The following is a 19,439-nucleotide window of genomic DNA, read 5'->3' as shown; positions in this document are numbered from 1 at the left end:
ATTGCGCTATGCAAAAATTTGGGATTAAAAAGAGAGATGACCGTTTGACCTCTAAAGCTCCACTGCTTCTGCTTTCAAACTATGGTCAACATAGGTTTTTTGTTTGAGTTTACGAATTTGCAAAATGCCCAAGGTTAAAAACAATAACAAACCAGAAGACACCCCAATCGAAGCCGCAATAGAACTATCCAGCCAACGCGCTAACGCGTAGCCAATCAACACCGATGCCTGACCATAAGCCGCCGCAATCCACAGCATGGATTTTAACGATTTTGCCCATAAGTAAGCGCTACTCGCAGGAATCACCAGTAACGCCACCACCAAGATTGCTCCAACTGCCTCAAAGGAAGCCACCGTGGTTAAGGACACCAGTGTCATCAATAAATAATGCCAAAAGGCAACATTCACCCCCAGTGAAATCGCCAAGGCGGGATGAAAGGACACCAATTTAAAACGCTCATACGCCAAGACCAAAACCCCAAGGTTAATTAAAAACACCAGCCCAATCATCCAAAAAGCGCGAGGGCCTGCTTCTAAATTGCCAAAGGTAATCGTATCAAAGGGCACGAATGCCAACTCACCATACAGCACACACTCTTGGTCTAAATCCACCTGTCCGGAAAACAGGGAAACCAAGATAACCCCTAAAGCAAAAAACAAGGTGAACACTATGCCGATACTGGCATCGGTTTGTAATTTGCCCAAGCGGTGCAAGGCATTAGACAACCAAGCGGTCAATAAACCGATTAAAGTGGCACTGATCAGCATCACCGCAATCGAGCGGCTACCCGATAACAAATAACCGCCCACGATACCCAACAACACCGAGTGACTGATGGCATCGCCCAACAACGCCATGCGGCGCAAGATTAAAAACACACCCACCATAGAGGCACTGATGGCCACCAAACTGGCGGTGGCTAAAATCCAAAACTCATGCATGAGGCTTCTCCAAAGTCACACCGACGGCTGATGGGATGGTCTTGCCGTGCGGGTCGTGTGAAGCACCGCTGAGGGTTTGCTCTATTTCTCGGGTTTCGACATCGGTTAACAAATGCTCAATATGCTCAGCTTGCAGATGCACTTGACTGGAATCAATGGAGGCCTGTTCAATCAAATAGTTTTCCCAAAGTCGATGACGACGCGTGAGTTGGCTGGCTTCTTGTGCGCCCGCAGGTGTTAAGGTAATTGAAAAGGGCGTTTGCTCTACCCAGCCCTTGTTTACCAAACGATGCAGAGTGCGTTTTAGCACCGAAACTGACATGGCGCGATTGGCCAAAATATCTTCTTGATGAAACCGCTTGTCTAGGTGCAAGGCTTGGTCTGCATGGTGCGATGGATGGCGCTCATTCAGCACATAAAAAGTTCTAAGAACATTTTCTTCTTGCACCTGTTGGCGCAGGCGTTTGAGCGCTCTTGCATTGGCAACCAAGCCTCGCTCTGGCGCAAACAAAAACGATACCAAAAAGAATAACGATAAAACCACCACCATCCAAGGGCCGGTGGGCATGGCAGGTGCCATATAAGAAATATTGGCACTGATAAGTCCGCTTAAGCCACCAATAATGGCCGCAATCCACAACAAATGACTCAGACGCTGACTCCAAAATCTGGCTGCCGCTATGGGGGTTAGGAGCACCGCCGCCATTAAAACCACCCCGACCACTTGCAGCCCAATGACCACGGCAGACACAATCAGCAAGGCTAAAATCAACTCATAAAATGCCAAATTCAAACCCAGGGTTTGGGCATAGACTCGATTAAACGCAATCAATCGAAACTTATGAAAAAACAAGCCAATGGTGACTAAAATCAAGACTGCTACACCACTGAGCCAAGCAATGTCTTTTGGCAACATGGCGGCGGCTTGCCCAAACAGCATTTTATCTAGGCCGCTTTTGCCTTCGATTTCCAACCCTTGAATATAAGACAGCTCCATCAACCCCAAAGCAAAGAAAAAAGATAGGGTAATGGCCATGGCGGCATCGGGTTTGATTTTGCTATTTTTGGGTATCCAATCCATCAACAACAGCCCTAAAAAACTACTCGACAAAGCGCCAACAAACATGACCCAAGGGGTATTGGTTTGTGCCAATAAAAACGCTGTCATCACCCCCGGTAAAGCGGCGTGTGCCAAGACATCGCCCATTAAAGAGCGTTTGCGTAAAAATGCAAAACTGCCCACCACCGAAGCGGCAATGCCTAATAACATCGAACCCACCACTACCCAAAGCACATTGGCATCTTGAAAAGACCAAAACTCGCGCATTAACACCCAAAAATCGAGTGGCACTAGGCTGGCACTACTGGCACTATTCATCATGCACCTTGCTCAAGTTAGAGCGATAGAGTTTTTCGGTCATTTCGCTGAGCAATGACAAGCGCCCGCCGTAGGTTTTATTGAGGTTTTCAGGTGTCAAAACATCTGCAGCGGGGCCTGACGCCACCAAACGGGCGTTGATCATCACCACCCAATCAAAATATTCCCCCACTGTGCTAAGGTCATGATGCACGCATACCACGGTTTTATTTTGCGCTTTGAGTTCTTTAAACAAATCAATAATGGCTTTTTCGGTGGTGACATCCACCCCGGCAAAGGGTTCATCCATTAAATACAAGCTGGCTTTTTGCGCCAAAGCACGCGCCAAAAAAACGCGTTGTTGTTGACCGCCCGAGAGTTGACTGATTTGGCGGTCTTTAAACTCAAGCATCCCCACATCACTTAAAGCTTGTTCAGCAATCAGATGGTCTTGTGCGCTGGGTCTTTGCCAAAATTTTAACTGGCCGTGCCGCCCCATCAACACCACATCCATCACTTGAATAGGAAAATCCCAGTCCGACTCTTCGCGCTGCGGCACATAAGCGACTGCTAAGCGTTTTTTATCTAAAGGCTCACCAAAAAACGCCACTTCGCCCGACATGGTCGGTGCTAAATTCATAATGCCTTTTAATAAGGTCGATTTGCCAGCGCCGTTTGGGCCAATAATGGCAATGGTTTTACCTTCTGGAATCGAGAAACTGACATCGGTCAACACCGGTTTATGGTGATAACGCATACTGAGTTGCTTCACAACTAATGGAGAATTTTCAATCAGGTTTTGCATCTTTAATTCCGTTACTTTAACGCACTGACAATGGTATTGACATTGGCAGTGACCATGCCGATATAAGTGCCTTCGGGTGTGCCAGTCAATCCCATGGCATCTGAATACAATTGACCGCCGATCACCAACTGATGCCCCGACTCTTGCACGCCAGCCACCAAGGATTCAATAAACTTCTTCGGCACGCTGGACTCAACAAACACTGCCTTGATTTTGCGCTCGGCGATGACATCTTTCAAAATTTTAATATCACGCAACCCAAACTCGGTAGCGGTGCTAATGCCCTGCAAGCCGCGTACTTCCATGCCATAGGCATCGCCAAAATAACCAAACGCATCATGAGCGGTAATCAACACGCGTTGTTGGGCAGGAATTTGCAAAATTTGCGCGCGCACCCAAGTATCCAGGGCTTTTAACTTGGCAAAATAGGCTTGGGCATTGGCCTGATAATCCGCCTGATGCGCTGGGTCTTGTGCGCTGAGTTTTTGTAAAACCGTTTCGCCAGCCATTAACCATAAGGACACATCAAACCAAATATGCGGGTCATGCGCTGTTGCGCCAAAATGGCGTAAGCGATTTTCTGGAATGTTGGCGCTCACAGCAAAGACTGGCTGTTTGCGCTGCAATTTATCAAACATATCCTGCATTTTGCCTTCGAGGTGCAAGCCGTTAAAAAAAATAACATCCGCTTGCAATAAACGGCGCACATCCCCTTGGGTGGCTTTGTATAAGTGTGGGTCTACGCCGCTGCCCATTAAGGCGGTGACTTCCACCGCAGAGCCGCCAATATTTTCAACCAAATCGGCGATCATGCCAGTCGTCACCAACACTTTCAACGGCTGAGCTTGCGCTGGCAAGCTAAAAAGACCTAAGCAAAACAACCCAACCATCAGCAGTTTTTTAAAACGCATATCCTAAACTCTGTATTAAATAAGCAATTGATTATAGATAAAATCCAAAAGATTAGCCATGACTAACTTTTTAATTAGGTACGACTCATTTTAATTCAACCCCTAAAATGGCTTAATTTCAGCCTAAAAATAACCAGGCCTGGTTGTTTTTGGATAGAATAAATCGATTTTAAACCTCTAAAAGGAAAGCTCCATGCGTCAAGTCATCTCTACCGATAAAGCTCCAGCGGCCATAGGCACTTACTCTCAAGCCGTGCGTTTTGGCAACACCGTTTATTTATCAGGCCAAATTGCCCTTATTCCCGAAACAATGCAACTGGCCGAAGGCGATATTTCGGTGCGTATTCATCAAGTCTTTAAAAACTTGTCTGCGGTTTGCGAAGCGGCTGGTGGCACCTTGCAAGACATCGTGAAAATGAATATCTTCTTAACTGACATGGCGCACTTTGCGACGGTCAATGAAATTATGGCGCAATACTTTCAACAACCTTACCCAGCGCGTGCTGCGGTGGCGGTTAAGCAATTGCCTAAAGACACGGACATTGAAATGGAAGGCATCATGGCCTTGTCTTCTTACTAAATTCAACACCTAAACCCAACACCCTTTCAAATTGCGTATGCGCTCACTAACCAAAATGGGACATACGCATTCAAAAACGCACCATATACAAACAAAACCTCAATCAAATGTCTTTGATCTTTAAGCCAAAATTGACTGGTCATTCATATACTTGCATTTTTTAATAAAGGTATAAAACTTGCTTTTTCTAGGGTCTTCGTCCATTTAAAGAGCAAACACCATGGCAGAAAGCTTGATTAACAACCTATGGATTTTGGTGAGCGCCGTTTTGGTTGCCCTGATGCAACCAGGCTTTACGGCTTTAGAAGCCGGTGCAACGCGTGCTAAAAACTCGATTTCGACCGCGCTCAAAAACCTCAGCGACTTTCTCATCACCTTTATGATATTTATCACTTTTGGTGCAAGCATTATGCTGGGCAACAGCTATGGTGGTTTGATTGGCTGGTCACCGTTGTTTTATTACGAAGCCGATTTTTCTCAAATCATCATTGTCATCTTTCAAGCCATGTTTGCGACCACCGCAGTCACCATCATTTCGGGCGCCATTGCGGAGCGTACTAAATATTCCGCTTACTTATGGATTGCCGTCATAGTGTCTTTATTCATTTATCCGATGCAAGCCCACTGGGCTTGGAATGTGGATGGCTGGTTGGCTAAGTTAGGGTTTATTGATTTTGCCGGCTCAACCGTGGTGCACTCGGTTGGTGGCTGGGCGGCGTTGGCGGCCATATTAATTATTGGCCCGCGACTGGGTCGCTTTGATAAGGGCAACCAAGGATTTGAACAATCCAATCTGGCTTTCAGTACCTTAGGTGTATTTTTGATTTGGTTAGGCTGGATTGGCTTTAATGGCGGCAGTGTTTTAGCCCTTAACGCTCAGACCGGTGTTGTTATTTTAAATACCCTGATTGCAGGCGCCATTGGTGGCATCAGCGGGTTATTGTTCAGTAAAGCGCTCACTCATCATTATCAAGTGAATGACATCATGCACGGCGTTTTAGCAGGCCTAGTCGCCATTACGGCTTCTGCACAATTGGCTTCGCCACTGAATGCCATGTTGATTGGTTTATTGGGGTATTTATCTTATTCGCTTGGCAAATTCCTTCTCATCAAATATCAAATTGACGACGCCATTGAAGCCGTTCCGGTTCACCTGTTCGCTGGCGTTTCTGGAACGCTGGCGGTGGCTTTCTTGGTGCCAGATGTGGATTTTTTAACCCAACTCAAAAGTCAGCTGATTGGTATCGTCGCCATTGGACTTCTGTCCTTCGTTAGCACCTATGTTTTTTTGCGCTTACTCAATCACTTCTTCACACTACGCGTGTCGGAATCCCAAGAAATCATGGGATTAAATATCAGTGAACACCAGGCCACCACTTCGATGTTTGATTTGGCCTCTGCTATGAATAAACAAGCCAAAACACAAGACTTTACTCAACGCATCGTGGTTGACCCTTTCTCTGAGGCGGCGCTGATTGCCAACTATTACAACCATGTGACCCAAGCCTTTAATCAACTCAGCGCCGAAAAAGAAACCCTGCTGAATGAAACTTACCACATGGCCAATTACGACCATTTAACCGGTCTTGCCAAACGCCGTGTTTTGATTGACCAACTTAGCCGCACCCTGGATCGACTTGAGCGACTCAATCAAACCCATGCCCTGCTGTTTATTGACCTGGATGGCTTTAAAAACATTAACGACACCCTGGGACATGATATCGGGGACTGGGTTTTGAAAACCGCTGCTGAACGCATTTCAAGCTGCATACGCAAAACCGACTTGGCCGCGCGTTTTGGTGGGGATGAATTTGTGGTGTTGCTCGACAATATTCAAACCGATAACTTTGCGGCCAGTGTGGCGCAAAAAATCATTCAAACCCTGCAAGAACCTTTAGAAAAAGACGGGCAATTCTATGGCAAAGTGGGCGCTTCGGTGGGTTTAAAAATCTTTGACGGTGAACAAGAACCCAATGTTGATGAGTTGCTTAAAGATGCCGACCAGGCCATGTATACCGCCAAACGCCGTGGCAAAGGACAATGGGTGTTGGCTTAAAATTAACGCACTTTCAACTAACCTTTAACGGGATCCAATCAAACCTTACCACTGGCAAGTCAAGCTTTTGCTAAAATGTGTGCTTTATGGCTAAAGACACAAGCATCATGCTGGCACAAATGACCCTCACATCGCTCAAAGGCATCGGCCCAAAACTGGTTGAAAAATACCATAAATTAGGGCTAGTGACCGTGCAAGATTTGTTGTTTCATTTACCATTGCGCTATCAAGACAAAACCAAATTAACCCCCTTTAGCCAAATTATCTTGGGCGACGAAGCCCAATTAGAAGGCGAAATCATCAGCCAACATATGACGCAAAGTCGCAATCCTAGCTTACTGGTTAAACTGATTTCTGAAGAAGGTCAATCACTCACTTGTCGGTTTTTTCATTTTGGATTTCGCCAAGCGCAGCAATTCAAACGCGGATTAACAATGCGAGTCTATGGCGAAGTGCGCTCTGGCCCAACCGGTTTTGAAATGGTGCATCCTACCTATCAACTCTTTGCCAAGGGGCAAAGCCCAGAATTAGAGGATACCCTTACCCCCATCTATCCGACCACCGAAGGCTTGGGGCAAGCCAGCTTGTTAAAACTGATCAAACAAGCCTTAGCCTTGTTAGAACAATATCCGCTCACCGAAGCCTTGCCAAGTCAACTGTGCCAAGAACTCCATTTACCTGGCATTAACCAAAGTTTGCGCACCCTTCATCAGCCTCAACCCTCTGATGATTTGTTACAAATCAAACACTTCGAGCACCCGGTGCAACAACGCCTGATTTTTGAAGAATTACTGACCCACCAATTGGGCTTACAAACCCTGCGCCAAGCCGAACAACAACGCCAAGCACCCAACTTTCCCCCAAGCCAAACGGTAAATGCCCTATTAGCTTCGCTGCCATTTTCATTAACCGGCGCACAATTGAGGGTTCTACACGAAATTCAACAAGACCTTAAAAAACCCTATCCAATGCAACGCTTGGTACAAGGTGATGTCGGCTCGGGCAAAACGGTCATAGCCGCTTTAGCAGCCATTCAAGCGGCCGATGCCGGTTATCAAGTGGCGATTATGGCGCCCACCGAAATCTTAGCCGAACAACATCGCAATGCATTTTGTGAATGGTTAGAACCCTTGGGAATCCCGGTTGCTTGGTTAAATGGTCGGATGAAAGCCGCCGAAAAACGCTTTATGCTGGCGCAAGTGGTCAGTGGCGAAGCTAAGGTGGTGGTGGGGACTCATGCGCTCTTTCAAGATGCCGTGGAGTTCCAAAAACTAGGCCTAGTGATTATCGATGAGCAACATCGCTTTGGCGTGCATCAACGCCTAGCACTCCACGAAAAGGGCAAAACGGAAGATGTTCACAGCCATCAGCTTATCATGACGGCAACGCCGATTCCCAGAACCCTTGCGATGACCGCTTATGGCGACTTGGATTTATCGGTGATTGACGAATTACCCCCCGGGCGTAAACCCATCGACACGGCTGTATTGAGCAATCAAAAGCGCCTTGAAGTGATGGAACATCTCTATCAAAAATGCAAAGACGGCGTACAAGCCTATTGGGTTTGCCCGTTGATTGAAGAATCTGAATTGCTGCATGCGCAAGCTGCCGAAGTGACCGCCACACAATTTAGTGATTATTATCCTGACTTGCGCATTGGCTTGATTCATGGGCGCTTAAAAGGCGAAGAAAAGGCGTTAGTCATGAATGCTTTTAAAGCGCATCAACTGGATTTATTGGTGGCCACCACGGTGATTGAAGTGGGGGTAAATGTGCCCAATGCCAGCTTAATGATTATCGAAAATGCCGAGCGTTTGGGGTTAGCGCAATTACATCAATTGCGTGGGCGTGTGGGGCGTGGCGACAAACAAAGCCATTGTGTTCTTCTCTATCAAGCACCCTTGTCTGAAACCGGCAAAGCACGGCTCAATATCATGCGTGAAACCACAGATGGCTTTAGAATTGCTGAGGAGGACTTACGCATTCGCGGACCTGGGGAAATTTTAGGTACGCGCCAAACCGGCGGTTTACAGTTTAGAATGGCCGATTTAATGCGCGACCAACATTGGATTGCTTTGGTCAAACACCACGCCGAAGACCTTGCTACCAGTCATCCCGATTTGATGACTCGACTACAAGAACGCTGGGTTGGACATAAAGTGGAATACAAGCATGCCTAAATCAACTCAGCAACGCCCTCTTATCCAGCATTGGAAACCGGCCAAACTTTGGGGACGACATCGCCCACATTTAAGCGCACAAGATTGGGTTTTAAACACCCAATCCCTCACAGCTAAAATTCGCCAATTTTGCCCACAGATGAAAGTTGAAGTCTTATTTGAAGGTCAAGCCCTGCCACTGCCGAGTGAGTCTGCGCAATTGCATTGTCGAACGGGCGAAACCGTTTGGGTAAGGTGTGTATTATTAACTTGCGATACAACGCCCATCATTTATGCCCGAACCGTCATTCCCCAAATGCAATCGGGAAACCCTTGGTTTGCCATCAAACGCTTAGGAAACCAGCCTTTGGGAGAAGTGCTGTTTAAGTCCAAAAAAATTCATCGCACCGCGTTTTCTTGGCTTAAAAGCAACCAAGTGTTATGCCCTTCCAAATGCGGAACCCTGTTAGGGCGCGAAAATTTTCAAAAGCGCAGTTACTGGGCAAGACAATCCAAATTTACCAAAGCCCATGCCACTTTATTATTAACTGAAGTCTTTTTGCAGCTTGCCGTATGACATTTTTTAATCACCTGCCACCTGTGGCGATAACCATTTTTTTGCTCACTTTAAGTAATGTGTTTATGACCTTTGCTTGGTATGCGCACCTAAAAGAGTTAAACAATAAACCTTGGATCATTGCCGCCCTCATCAGTTGGGGTATTGCGTTGTTTGAATACTTGTTGCAAGTGCCTGCCAACCGCATAGGCTATCAAGAACTCTCAATTGCTCAGCTTAAAATTTTGCAAGAAGTGATCGCTTTGTCGGTTTTTGTGCCCTTTGCCATTTGGTACTTAAAAGAACCTTTAAAAATGGACTTTGTGTGGGCCGCACTCTGCTTATTGGGCGCAGTTTATTTTATGTTTCGTGACAAACTTTAACCTTTGCTAGCTCTTTGGCTTCGCCCCTTGAGACTTAAGTTTTTGGGGGCGCAGGCTTTAGCCCGCCTTTTACTTGATTTGTGACCGACATCTCACGCCAAAACATTTGACCTCGTTGTAACCAGTTTAATCCACTGAATCCTGAAAAAAATGCACTTCTAAACTGAGGGTAATACTGGGTTCGGACACATAGCGGTCGGTGACGAAATCATGTCGCCAATTCAAGTAGGGGTTGAGGGACGCATACACCCATTTTTGATAAATATCTTCACGCCATCCCCAACCTGCGCCATAACTTAAATGTTGTAAATGACCCTTTTGTGTTTGCCAGTCGCTGCGCAGCGTGTAGGCAAAGTTGCGATGATGATTAATGTTTTGATACAAAGCAAATGTTTGAAATAAATCCCAGTATTGATCTGAATGCCACCAAATGGCTTGGCTGTCGCTTCTGACTAAATGCTTTGAATCCAATAACCAATCGTGCCGATAAAGCGTGTCAAACACATTGCCTTTTAAACGCTGCCAATAGGCTTTATGGACAAGGGTATTTTGATGAATGTCTGAAGTGGGCAATAAATACTCAAGACGAACACCTGCTAAAGGATCTGGCTCTAGCCCGCTAAAAGAGCCCCCTAAATCGGTACGCACCGTAAAGTATTGATTGTCGAGTACCACTTTTTGCAAAGTAATATTAAAATCTTGGTCTTCTTTCAAATTGGGCGTGGCTTGGGTTTGTGTGATTGCGCTATTGGTGGTTATTTTATTTTGCGCACTTTCAACCATTAAACTCCAGCGCCGATTGGTATTGGGAAAATAAAACTTGGCTTGAACTAGCGGATTAAAGCTGAACTGGTTGTTATAAAATCCATAAGTTAATGGAAAACTCACTTCTAGCCGATTACTGCGTGTGCGTTGAAAATGTTCTCCGCCGCCCAACCATTCATCAACCACTTGACCGAGCAGATTGACGCGCGTACCCAAACTTTGTTGGTAAGGCTCTAAGGTTTCTAACAACTCTGTGACCATTTTAGCGGCACCATCTATGTTATTTTCTGAGCCTTGTAAGTAATAAGCTTTTTTGCTGTCACGCCCCCAAAAATCTTGTTGAATTTGGTCTTTAGGGATAGAAGTTCTTTGAAAGGGAATTAAAGGGAGTAATTCCATCCCTTCTTCATTGCTTAGGATATCCCCTGCTTCAAGTTTAATGTCGGGCAAGGGTTCCGCAGACAATTTTGTGCTTAGGGTTAACAGAATCAGCAAAACGGTAACAATGGAAAGTGGATATTTCATCGAGTAGTCTATCGAAAACATCTTAAAGCCTTATAATAAGGCAATCTTATTAAGAAGTCAGATTTATATGCCCAGTAGTATTCAACAAATTCAAGCCAGTTTCGACCCTATTGAAGACCGCATTTTGTTGCGTTTGCACACCGGCGATCAAAGTTTGCAAGCCTGGTTAACGCGTCGTTATACACAATTACTGATCCCTGCGCTGCAAGGCCAACACCCTAAAACAGGCGCCCCCCTTTTGCCCGCCAAGCAACATGCAATGGCTCAAATGAGCAGTCAAAAAATGCAACAAGAGGGCAACTTTGACAGCCCTTATCAAGAACCCGAAACAGTTGAAAAACCGTTAGGAGAAGTGCCTATATTGCTAGCAAAGATGACCTTTAAAGATTTGGAGGGTGACAATCCTCAAATTGTGCTTGAACCTGATCAAGGCAAAGGCATAGCATTGTCTTATAGACCGGAACTGACTGGTGCCTTAAGTAAAATTTTGCAACAGGCTATCCTTAAAGCGGATTGGCAATTGGTCTTGGACCCCATCTTACAACTGCCAGAGCAAGTCACCTTACAGTAGCGCTAGTTCACGCCCAGTGATTGCAAGTTCTGATCAAACGCTATGCCAAGCAAAACAACAAAACCAACCCAATGATTATTAAGAAAGGCTTTAAAAGCCATAGACGGTTGGTTTAAGCCTAATAGCTTTTGGTGGTATAAAAATAATCCTGCCACTGCACCTAAACTCAAGTGATAGACCCAACCTAATGCAAATAAATGACCTATCCAAATCAGACCCAATAACATCAGTATTTGGAAAACGCCAATGACGGCTTGCACGCGCTCACCAAATAAAATGGCGGTTGATTTAACGCCAATTTTTAAATCATCTTCTTTATCACCGATGGCATAAGCCGTGTCATAAATCAGCGCCCAAATCAGTGTAATGATAAAAATTGGCCATGCCTGCCAGGGAACTGCATTGGCAGTTGCCGCAAACCCCATGGGAACCGCCCATGCAAAAGCGGCACCTAAAAATGCTTGTGGCCAATAGGTAAAACGCTTCATAAACGGATAAAGTGCGGCAAGTAAAACAGCGCCCAAAGAAAGACTGATGGTTAAAGGGTTTAGCAATAGAACTAATCCAAAAGCGATCAGACATAAAATCAAAAAAAACACCAATGCAGATTTGGGCTTAATTAACCCTGCCGCAATCGGTCTTTGGCAGGTTCGAGCGACATGACCATCAAAATGGCGATCAGCATAGTCGTTAATCACGCAACCTGCCGAGCGCATTAATACAGCGCCCGACACAAAAACACTCAAGATCAACCACCCAGGAAAACCGCCTGCCCCCAACCAAAGCGCCCAAAGTGCTGGCCAAAGGACTAAATAAATACCGACAGGACGATTCAAACGCATTAGCTGAATATAAGCCCATAGCGTTTGTTTGAATGACAGAGGCGTTGTGTTAGTAGGGTTCATAAATCGATAAAACCGGCCTTAATTTAACCAGGCCTGGTTATTTTTAGCTCCGTTTTGGGGTTATTTTGCTTTTTTTACCGGCTTTTGCCAGCCCGATATGGTCAATTGTTTAGAGCGCGACAAGGTTAACTCAGCAGCAGGCACGGCTTTGGTAATGGTTGAACCCGCACCGATGGTTGCATCGTCTCCCACCACAACGGGTGCAACCAATTGCGTGTCCGACCCCACAAATACGCGATCTCCAATTTGGGTGAGATGCTTATTAACACCATCGTAGTTACAGGTAATTGTACCGGCACCAATATTACAATCCTGCCCCATAACCGTATCGCCAATATAACTTAAATGACTCACTTTTGAACCCTGAGCGATTTTGGCATTTTTGGTTTCTACGAAATTCCCAATCTTAACATCAGCGCCCAAATCTGTGCCTGGACGCAAACGCGCATAAGGCCCTGCGCTGGCGTTTTCACCCATGACGACATCCTCAAGATGCGAGAAGGGATAGATGATAACCCCTGAAGCCAGCTTGGCATTTTTAATAACACAATTGGCGCCTATCGTAACGCCATCGCCGAGTTCAACTTTGCCTTCGAATACACAATTAACATCAATCGAGACATCCATACCCGCTTTCAGCTCCCCACGAATATCAATTCGATTGGCATCTATCAGCGTGACACCTTGCTGCATTAAATTATCCGCTAATTGTCGTTGAAATTGGCGCTCCAAGTCCTGGAGTTGTTGTTTATTGTTAACACCTAAGACTTCAATTTCAGCTTGCGGTTGTGTGGTGTGGACTTCAAAGCCGTCATTAACACAGGCAGCTATAATATCGGTTAAATAATATTCACCCTGTGCATTATTAGCAGAAAGTTGGCCAAGCCACTGGCGCAAGTGAGCGCCTTTGACCGCCATCATTCCCGTATTCACTTCGGTTATTTGTAACTGACTCACTGAAGCATCTTTTTGTTCGACAATGGCTTGTACCGCATGATGAGTATTACGAACAATTCGCCCGTAACCTTGCGGATTATCCAAGTTGATCGTCAACAAAGCTAAAGGATGTTGGTCATCGACCAAGGACAGCAAATCTTCTAAAGTTGACATAGCGGTTAAGGGTACATCACCATATAAAATTAAAACGGTATCTTCATCGCCAAAAAATGGAATGGCTTGTTGAACCGCATGGCCGGTACCTTTTTGTTCCAGTTGATAAGCATACACCAGATTTTGGCCTTGCATGACCTGCTCAACCTGATCGGCTCCATGGCCAATCACAGTGATAATGGTTTCAGCATCCAGTTGTTTTGCGGTATTGACCACATGTTGTAATAAGGGTCTTTGTGCCAGGGGTTGTAAAACTTTTGGGATATTAGAACGCATTCTCGTCCCCTTGCCTGCTGCCAAAATAACGACTTTTAGAGCCATGTTTTAATCCCCTATTCTTTAAACGACTTTGTAAAAAATTACTCAACATTATAAGTTTTTACAAAATCGTCTGCGATGCTTGAGTTAAAAAAAAAGCGCCCTAAGGCGCTTTTCTTCAAAGGTTATCTTAAAATTAAGCCAACCCAGTTTTATGTAAACGATCACGCATTTTTGTAATCGTTTGAATCTGTGCAACCGCTTCGGCCAATTCAACCTGAGCACGCGCAATATCAGTATCTGATTTTGCTTGTGACATGGCTTCTTCAGCACGGCGTTTTGATTCTTCAGCCGCCGCATGATCAAGGTCTTCCGCACGAATTGCTGTATCCGCAAGGATAGTCACAACCGAAGGTTGAATTTCGATGATGCCACCACTGATGTAGAAGTTATCTTCTTCATCACCGCTCACAACACGAACTTGACCAGGCTTTAACTGGCTTAAGAACTGGGTATGGTGAGGTAGGATACCTACTTCACCATTGGCAGCCTGTGCAAATACCATTCCAGCCTTACCTGAAAACAGTAATCCTTCTGCACTTACAATATCGACTTGCATTGAGACTGCCATGATGTATTACCCTTTATATTTTTTAGATTTCTCTAAAACTTCGTCAATGTCACCCGCAAACATAAATGCTTGTTCAGGTGTATCGTCCATTTCACCACTTAGGATCATTTTGAAACCACGGATGGTTTCTTTTAGTGGAACATAACGCCCATCTTCACCAGTGAATACTTTAGCAACGAAGTAAGGTTGAGAGAAGAAACGCTGCATTTTACGCGCACGCGCAACTAATGAACGGTCTTCTTCAGACAACTCATCCATACCTAAGATGGCGATGATGTCTTTCAACTCTTTATAACGCTGTAATGTTTTTTGAACACCACGAGCAACATCATAATGCTCTTGACCAACAACTTGTGGGTCTAGCTGACGAGAAGTTGAATCTAATGGATCGATTGCTGGGTAAATACCTGTTTCAGCAATAGAACGGTTCAATACAACAGTCGCGTCTAAGTGAGCAAATGTGGTTGCAGGTGCAGGGTCAGTCAAGTCATCCGCAGGAACATATACTGCTTGGATAGATGTGATAGAACCTGTCTTAGTAGAAGTGATACGCTCTTGTACTTGACCCATTTCTTGAGCCAAAGTAGGTTGGTAACCTACCGCAGAAGGCATACGACCTAACAAGGCAGATACTTCTGTACCAGCCAAGGTATAACGGTAAATGTTATCTACGAAGAACAGAATGTCACGACCTTCATCACGGAAGTATTCAGCCATGGTTAAACCAGTCAAGGCAACGCGTAAACGGTTTCCTGGTGGCTCATTCATCTGACCATATACCAACGCAACTTTATCCAGTACGCCACCTTCTTCCATTTCATAATAGAAGTCGTTACCTTCACGAGTACGCTCACCTACACCAGCAAATACTGAGTAACCTGAGTGTTCAATCGCGATGTTACGGATCAATTCCATCATGTTAACGGTCTTACCAACACCAGCACCACCGAACAAACCAACTTTACCACCCTTAGCGAATGGGCAAATTAGGTCGATAACTTTAACGCCAGTTTCTAGTAATTCTTGTGAAGCCGCAAGTTCATCGAACTTAGGTGCTGCACGGTGAATAACCATCTTAGCTTCTGCTTCTACTGGACCAGCATTGTCGATTGGGTTACCCAATACATCGAAAATACGGCCAAGAGTTGCCTTACCAACAGGAACAGAGATCGCTGCGCCTGTATTTGTAACAGCCATGCCACGCTTTAAACCGTCTGAAGAACCCATCGCGATTGCGCGAACTTGGTTATCACCGATTTGTTGTTGTACTTCAAGAGTTAATCCCAAAGCATCAACAGTTAACGCGTCATAGATTTTTGGTAAAGCAGCACCTTTAAATTCGACGTCGATAACCGGGCCGATAATTTGTACTATTTTTCCACTCATAATCTTTAACCTTTTATTGAAAACTTCAAACTTATACAGCAGCTGAACCAGCAACAATCTCAGACAATTCAGCTGTGATCGCGGCTTGACGAGCTTTGTTGTATGACAACTTAAGTTCGCTAATCATTTCACCTGCGTTATCGGTTGCATTCTTCATTGCCATCATACGAGCGCCTTGCTCACATGCAGCATTTTCAACAACCGCGCCATAAACCATGCTTTCTACATAACGACGCATCAATAAATCTAACGCAGTTTTTGCATCAGGCTCATATAGGTAGTCCCAATGAGTTTTATCTGATGCTTCAGCGACTAGAGGAATTACTTTTTCAACGGTTGGGTTTTGTGCCATCGTGTTAACGAATTCGTTAGAAGCTAAATAAACTTCTTGCAAAGCCCCTGATTCAAACTTATCTAAGATAACCTTGATCGTACCGACTAAATCCTCAATGTGAGGTGCATCGCCTAAATCAGTAACAGAAGCAACCACATTTCCACCGTAGCTACGGAAAAATGCCTGTGCCTTATTACCAACTAAAGCAAGCTCAACCTCAACGCCTTGCTCTTTCCATGCTTTAAGCATAGGTAAAGCTTTACGGAATAAGTTTGAGTTTAAACCACCACATAGACCTCGATCAGAAGAGATCATTATTAAACCAACACGCTTAACCTTGTCACTCACCATTGTATAAGGATGCTTATACTCTGGATGAGCACTGGCAACATGTCCAATGACTCTCTTCACTTTTTCGACGTATGGTTGCGTCGCTTCCATGCGAGCTTGCGCTTTACGCATTTTAGAAGCCGCAACCATTTCCATGGCTTTGGTGATCTTTTTGGTATTGGTTACGGACGCAATTTTGGCCCGTATTTCTTTACTACCGCCTGCCATGGCCTACCCCTTATCTTAGTAAACGCCGTTTGCTTTGAATGAAGCGATACAAGCTTTTACACCTGCAATAATGTCATCATTCCAGTCGCCTTTCTCATTGATCTTGGCGGCTAAGTCAGCGTGTTGTGAGTTTAGGTAAGCATGCAAAGCAGCTTCAAAAGGTAATACCTTATCCACTTCGATATCGTCTAGGTGACCTTCGTTTGCAGCGAACAAAGAGATAGCCATTTCAGCAATAGTTAATGGAGAGAATTGCTTCTGCTTCATTAATTCAGTTACACGCTTACCGCGCTCTAACTGTGCTTTAGTTGCTGCATCTAAGTCTGATGCAAACTGAGCAAATGCCGCTAATTCACGGTATTGTGCTAAGTCTAAACGAATACCACCACCTAATTTCTTAATCGCTTTAGTTTGAGCAGCACCACCAACACGTGATACAGACAAACCAGCGTTAACTGCAGGACGGATACCTTGAGTGAATAAACCCGTTTCAAGGAAGATCTGACCATCAGTAATCGAGATTACGTTAGTTGGTACGAATGCAGATACGTCACCTGCTTGTGTTTCAATAATCGGAAGAGCGGTTAATGAACCTGTCTTACCTTTGACTTCACCGTTTGTAAATCTTTCAACATAATCAGCATTAACACGAGCAGCACGCTCAAGTAAACGAGAATGTAGATAGAAAACATCACCAGGGAAAGCTTCACGCCCTGGAGGACGACGAAGTAATAATGAAATCTGACGGTAAGCTTGAGCTTGCTTTGTCAAATCATCATAAATAATCAATGCGTCTTCACCACGGTCACGATAGTATTCACCCATCGCACAACCTGCATAAGCAGCTAGGTATTGTAAAGCAGCTGGATCAGAAGCGTTTGCAGCAACGATAACTGTGTTATCCATTGCACCGTATTCTTCTAATTTACGAGCTACGTTATTAACGGTAGATGCTTTTTGACCCATCGCTACATAAACACATTTAACACCTGTGTTTTTCTGCGAAATGATGGCATCAATAGCGATTGCTGTTTTACCAGTTTGACGGTCACCGATAATTAATTCGCGCTGACCACGGCCAACAGGAATCATAGAATCGATTGACTTAATACCAGTCATCATAGGCTGATCAACTGACTTACGATCAATAACACCAGGAGCGATACGCTCGATAGGTGATGTAATCTTAGCGTTGATTGGACCTTTACCGTCGATAGGACGCCCTAAAGCATCTACAACGCGACCCATCATTTCTGGGCCAACTGGGACTTCTAAAATACGACCAGTACAAGTGACTTTGTCACCTTCAGAGATGTGTTCATATTCACCTAAAACAACAACACCAACAGAATCTTGCTCTAAGTTAAGAGCCATACCGAAAGTGTTCTCGTCGAATTGAACCATCTCACCATACATTACATCTGACACGCCGTGGATAAGAGCGATACCGTCAGCAATACTAACGACCGTTCCTTCACTGCCAGACTCTGCAGCACCATCAAAGCCAGCGATGCGGTCTTTGATTAGTTGACTGATTTCAGAGGCATTCAATTGCATGTTTGTTCCTCTCCATTATTGGGCGATTGCTGCGCCAAGTTTTTTAAGTTGAGAAAGTGCTGAACCATCAATGGCCCAATCACCGACTTTGATCTTTATGCCTGCGAGTAACGAAGCATCTACTTCATAGTTAATTTCGACTTCAGCATCAAACTTAGCATTTAAAGCAGCACTTAATTTGTTCTTCTGTTCAACCGTAGCTTCGAACGCTGAAATAACGGTCGCTCTGATACGGTTTTCTTCGATTGCTTTTAAATTTTCAAAAGCTTCAGAAACCAGTGCCAATGCGGCCAATCTTTTATTTTCAGACATGGTTACTAAAAGGTTTTTACCTTCTTTAGTTAAGTTTGCTCCCATTACACCTGTGAAAATGTCTAAGACATTTTGTTCAGTGTAAGCTGGATTCGCAATCATGCCAGCCATCGCTTCATCAGAGGCGATTGCGGCTAGGTTGCTTAGCATACTCGACCACTCAGTAAGCTTGTTCTGTTCTTTTGCATAAGCAAAAGCAGCTTCAGCGTACGGTCTTGCAATTGTCATTAATTCTGCCATAGAGCTATTCCTTAGATTGCTTTAACTAAGGTTTCAAGCATTGCGTTATGAGCAGTTGCGTCCACTTCTTTATGAAGGATTTTTTCAGCACCTGATACAACGAGAGCAGAAACTTCTTTACGGAGTTCTTCTCTGGCTCGACTTACTTCTTGCTCGATTTCTGCGTGGGCGGAAGCTTTGATACGGTCAGCTTCTTCAGTGGCTTTGATTTTCGCATCTTCTACGATTTCAGAACCACGCTTTTCAGCTTGACTTAGTACATTTTGAGCTTGTTCTTTGGCTTCTTTTAGCACTTCTTTAGCGCGTTGTTCAGCCAATTCAAGTTCATGCTTTCCTTTCTCAGCGGCAGAAAGTCCGTCAGCGATTTTCTTCTGACGATCTTCCATTAACTTTGAAAGCGGCCCCCACAGCACTTTGTTCACAAACCAAATCAACAGCAAGAAAGCAATGATTTGGATGAGAAGCGTTGCGTTAATACTCACGGTGGTTACCTCGCCATTCGTTATTAATAGTTATTTTCGGTAAACTAAATAAAGTT

General features: G+C 44.8%; 19 protein-coding genes. 6 read left to right on the top strand and 13 right to left on the bottom strand.

Annotated features, from left to right (window positions below; translation table 11 throughout):
- Positions 1 to 51: 51 nt before the first annotated feature.
- From THMIRH_RS00805 to THMIRH_RS00790, 4 genes are read right to left on the bottom strand one after another with little or no spacing between them, the layout of a single operon-like run.
- On the bottom strand, positions 52 to 942 hold the full coding sequence (locus tag THMIRH_RS00805; RefSeq protein ID WP_173289821.1) for a metal ABC transporter permease: 891 nt from the start codon (positions 940 to 942) through the stop codon (positions 52 to 54).
- Positions 935 to 2,320 carry a metal ABC transporter permease gene (locus THMIRH_RS00800; RefSeq protein ID WP_173289818.1) on the bottom strand — a complete coding sequence of 462 codons (1,386 nt, stop codon included), beginning with the start codon at positions 2,318 to 2,320 and terminating at the stop codon, positions 935 to 937. The genes THMIRH_RS00805 and THMIRH_RS00800 overlap by 8 nt, the downstream gene beginning before the upstream one ends.
- The gene (locus THMIRH_RS00795; RefSeq protein ID WP_173289816.1) at positions 2,313 to 3,104 is read right to left on the bottom strand and encodes a metal ABC transporter ATP-binding protein; all 792 of its coding nucleotides are present in this window, start codon (positions 3,102 to 3,104) and stop codon (positions 2,313 to 2,315) included. The genes THMIRH_RS00800 and THMIRH_RS00795 overlap by 8 nt, the downstream gene beginning before the upstream one ends.
- Before the next feature lie 11 nt (positions 3,105 to 3,115).
- Positions 3,116 to 4,015: a metal ABC transporter solute-binding protein, Zn/Mn family gene (locus THMIRH_RS00790; protein WP_173289814.1), complete on the bottom strand. Its 900-nt coding sequence runs from the start codon at positions 4,013 to 4,015 to the stop codon at positions 3,116 to 3,118.
- A 193-nt stretch (positions 4,016 to 4,208) separates the two neighbouring features.
- On the opposite strand from THMIRH_RS00790, the gene THMIRH_RS00785 reads away from it, so the two are divergent.
- The 5 genes from THMIRH_RS00785 (at position 4,209) to THMIRH_RS00765 (ending at position 9,749) form a co-directional block, all read left to right on the top strand.
- Entirely contained in the window at positions 4,209 to 4,595 is a 387-nt protein-coding gene (locus tag THMIRH_RS00785) for a RidA family protein (protein ID WP_173289812.1), read from the top strand.
- A 220-nt stretch (positions 4,596 to 4,815) separates the two neighbouring features.
- A complete protein-coding gene (amt, locus tag THMIRH_RS00780) occupies positions 4,816 to 6,651 on the top strand; it encodes an ammonium transporter (RefSeq protein ID WP_173289809.1) in 1,836 nt (611 codons plus the stop codon).
- Positions 6,652 to 6,737: 86 nt separating this feature from the next.
- Positions 6,738 to 8,831: an ATP-dependent DNA helicase RecG gene (gene recG, locus THMIRH_RS00775; protein ID WP_243831459.1), complete on the top strand. Its 2,094-nt coding sequence runs from the start codon at positions 6,738 to 6,740 to the stop codon at positions 8,829 to 8,831.
- Positions 8,824 to 9,387 carry a chorismate--pyruvate lyase family protein gene (locus tag THMIRH_RS00770; RefSeq protein ID WP_173289807.1) on the top strand — a complete coding sequence of 188 codons (564 nt, stop codon included), beginning with the start codon at positions 8,824 to 8,826 and terminating at the stop codon, positions 9,385 to 9,387. Before recG ends, THMIRH_RS00770 begins: the two co-directional genes overlap by 8 nt.
- Entirely contained in the window at positions 9,384 to 9,749 is a 366-nt protein-coding gene (locus THMIRH_RS00765) for a DMT family protein (RefSeq protein ID WP_425335807.1), read from the top strand. The genes THMIRH_RS00770 and THMIRH_RS00765 overlap by 4 nt, the downstream gene beginning before the upstream one ends.
- A 126-nt stretch (positions 9,750 to 9,875) precedes the next feature.
- Here THMIRH_RS00765 and THMIRH_RS00760 read toward each other — a convergent pair whose 3' ends face one another.
- Positions 9,876 to 11,060, bottom strand: a complete 1,185-nt coding sequence (locus tag THMIRH_RS00760; protein ID WP_173289805.1) for a hypothetical protein — start codon at positions 11,058 to 11,060, stop codon at positions 9,876 to 9,878.
- A 46-nt stretch (positions 11,061 to 11,106) separates the two neighbouring features.
- Between THMIRH_RS00760 and THMIRH_RS00755 the strand changes: the two genes are divergently transcribed.
- A complete protein-coding gene (locus THMIRH_RS00755; RefSeq protein WP_173289802.1) occupies positions 11,107 to 11,610 on the top strand; it encodes a hypothetical protein in 504 nt (167 codons plus the stop codon).
- Between the two features lie 2 nt (positions 11,611 to 11,612).
- Here THMIRH_RS00755 and ubiA read toward each other — a convergent pair whose 3' ends face one another.
- The 8 genes from ubiA to THMIRH_RS00715 form a co-directional block, all read right to left on the bottom strand.
- A complete protein-coding gene (ubiA, locus tag THMIRH_RS00750) occupies positions 11,613 to 12,515 on the bottom strand; it encodes a 4-hydroxybenzoate octaprenyltransferase (RefSeq protein ID WP_173289800.1) in 903 nt (300 codons plus the stop codon).
- 60 nt (positions 12,516 to 12,575) lie between these two features.
- Positions 12,576 to 13,946: a bifunctional UDP-N-acetylglucosamine diphosphorylase/glucosamine-1-phosphate N-acetyltransferase GlmU gene (glmU, locus tag THMIRH_RS00745; RefSeq protein WP_173289798.1), complete on the bottom strand. Its 1,371-nt coding sequence runs from the start codon at positions 13,944 to 13,946 to the stop codon at positions 12,576 to 12,578.
- 133 nt (positions 13,947 to 14,079) lie between these two features.
- Complete coding sequence (locus THMIRH_RS00740; protein ID WP_173289796.1) at positions 14,080 to 14,514, bottom strand: F0F1 ATP synthase subunit epsilon; 435 nt, start codon at positions 14,512 to 14,514, stop codon at positions 14,080 to 14,082.
- A gap of 6 nt (positions 14,515 to 14,520) precedes the next feature.
- Positions 14,521 to 15,903 (bottom strand): F0F1 ATP synthase subunit beta, encoded by a 1,383-nt coding sequence (gene atpD / locus THMIRH_RS00735; RefSeq protein WP_173292334.1) that lies wholly within the window; start codon positions 15,901 to 15,903, stop codon positions 14,521 to 14,523.
- 28 nt (positions 15,904 to 15,931) lie between these two features.
- Positions 15,932 to 16,792: a F0F1 ATP synthase subunit gamma gene (gene atpG, locus THMIRH_RS00730; RefSeq protein WP_173289794.1), complete on the bottom strand. Its 861-nt coding sequence runs from the start codon at positions 16,790 to 16,792 to the stop codon at positions 15,932 to 15,934.
- A 15-nt stretch (positions 16,793 to 16,807) separates the two neighbouring features.
- Entirely contained in the window at positions 16,808 to 18,349 is a 1,542-nt protein-coding gene (gene atpA, locus THMIRH_RS00725) for a F0F1 ATP synthase subunit alpha (protein ID WP_173289792.1), read from the bottom strand.
- A 15-nt stretch (positions 18,350 to 18,364) separates the two neighbouring features.
- On the bottom strand, positions 18,365 to 18,901 hold the full coding sequence (locus THMIRH_RS00720) for a F0F1 ATP synthase subunit delta (protein WP_173289790.1): 537 nt from the start codon (positions 18,899 to 18,901) through the stop codon (positions 18,365 to 18,367).
- Between the two features lie 11 nt (positions 18,902 to 18,912).
- A complete protein-coding gene (locus THMIRH_RS00715) occupies positions 18,913 to 19,383 on the bottom strand; it encodes a F0F1 ATP synthase subunit B (protein ID WP_173289788.1) in 471 nt (156 codons plus the stop codon).
- Between the last annotated feature and the right edge of the window lie 56 nt (positions 19,384 to 19,439).

Origin of the sequence: Thiosulfativibrio zosterae (assembly GCF_011398155.1) — a bacterium.
GTDB classification, from domain to species: domain Bacteria; phylum Pseudomonadota; class Gammaproteobacteria; order Thiomicrospirales; family Thiomicrospiraceae; genus Thiosulfativibrio; species Thiosulfativibrio zosterae.
This window is presented reverse-complemented; position numbering and strand designations above follow the sequence as displayed.